This is a genomic window from Citromicrobium sp. JLT1363, assembly GCF_000186705.1.
Taxonomy (GTDB): domain Bacteria; phylum Pseudomonadota; class Alphaproteobacteria; order Sphingomonadales; family Sphingomonadaceae; genus Alteriqipengyuania.
This window is the reverse complement of record NZ_AEUE01000015.1, coordinates 1-566: the sequence shown is the minus strand read 5'-3', so window position 1 is coordinate 566 and position 566 is coordinate 1. Positions and strand designations below refer to the sequence as shown.

The 566-nt window shown below is 60.4% G+C and carries 1 protein-coding gene; it reads right to left on the bottom strand.

The genetic code is table 11. The annotated features are described in order from the left end of the window. Positions 1–12: 12 nt before the first annotated feature. Positions 13–378 carry a DnaT-like ssDNA-binding protein gene (locus ADAD_RS0115160; RefSeq protein ID WP_010415617.1) on the bottom strand — a complete coding sequence of 122 codons (366 nt, stop codon included), beginning with the start codon at positions 376–378 and terminating at the stop codon, positions 13–15. Positions 379–566: the final 188 nt, after the last annotated feature.

Genomic DNA, 566 nt, shown 5'->3' with positions numbered 1-566 from the left:
CCGAACTTGTCGCTATACTTCGTCGTAACTCGGCCCTACGGTGTCTTCAACAATGAAGTCGCCCGTTCGCGCCGGGGCCAAGTCAACGCCGTTGTGTTGTTCAATGCACAACTGCGCTTGCGCGTTTGCCAGCCGCACCAACGCGTCGGCGTCGGTCAAGCTGCACACGTAGCCGGTTTCGGTAGGGAAGGTAAGGGACAACAAACCAAGCCCCTTACCTTCTAGGTAGTCCATAGCCTTGTAGGCCAAGGGTTCAAGCACCGCGTCGTCGGCGGAAAGCGTAACGCCCCGCTTCGTCGCATACGCGCGAATGGTCGCAAGGTCGGCGAAGCTATCCGCCCCGCTAACGCCCGTTCCGTCTTCAACAACAAGTGCCATAGTTGAACCCCTTTACGCGTTCGGCTTCCAAGCGGCTGCGGCCTTTGCCTTCGCGTCGGCGTCTTCTTTGGCCTTCTTCGCCGCTTCGTCGGTCTTTTTCTTGTCGGCTGCGGCCTTGTCGGCGTTCGCCTTGGCTTCGGCTGCGGTAGCGTCAAGCCCGGCCTTCTTCGCGTCGTCGGCGGCTTTGG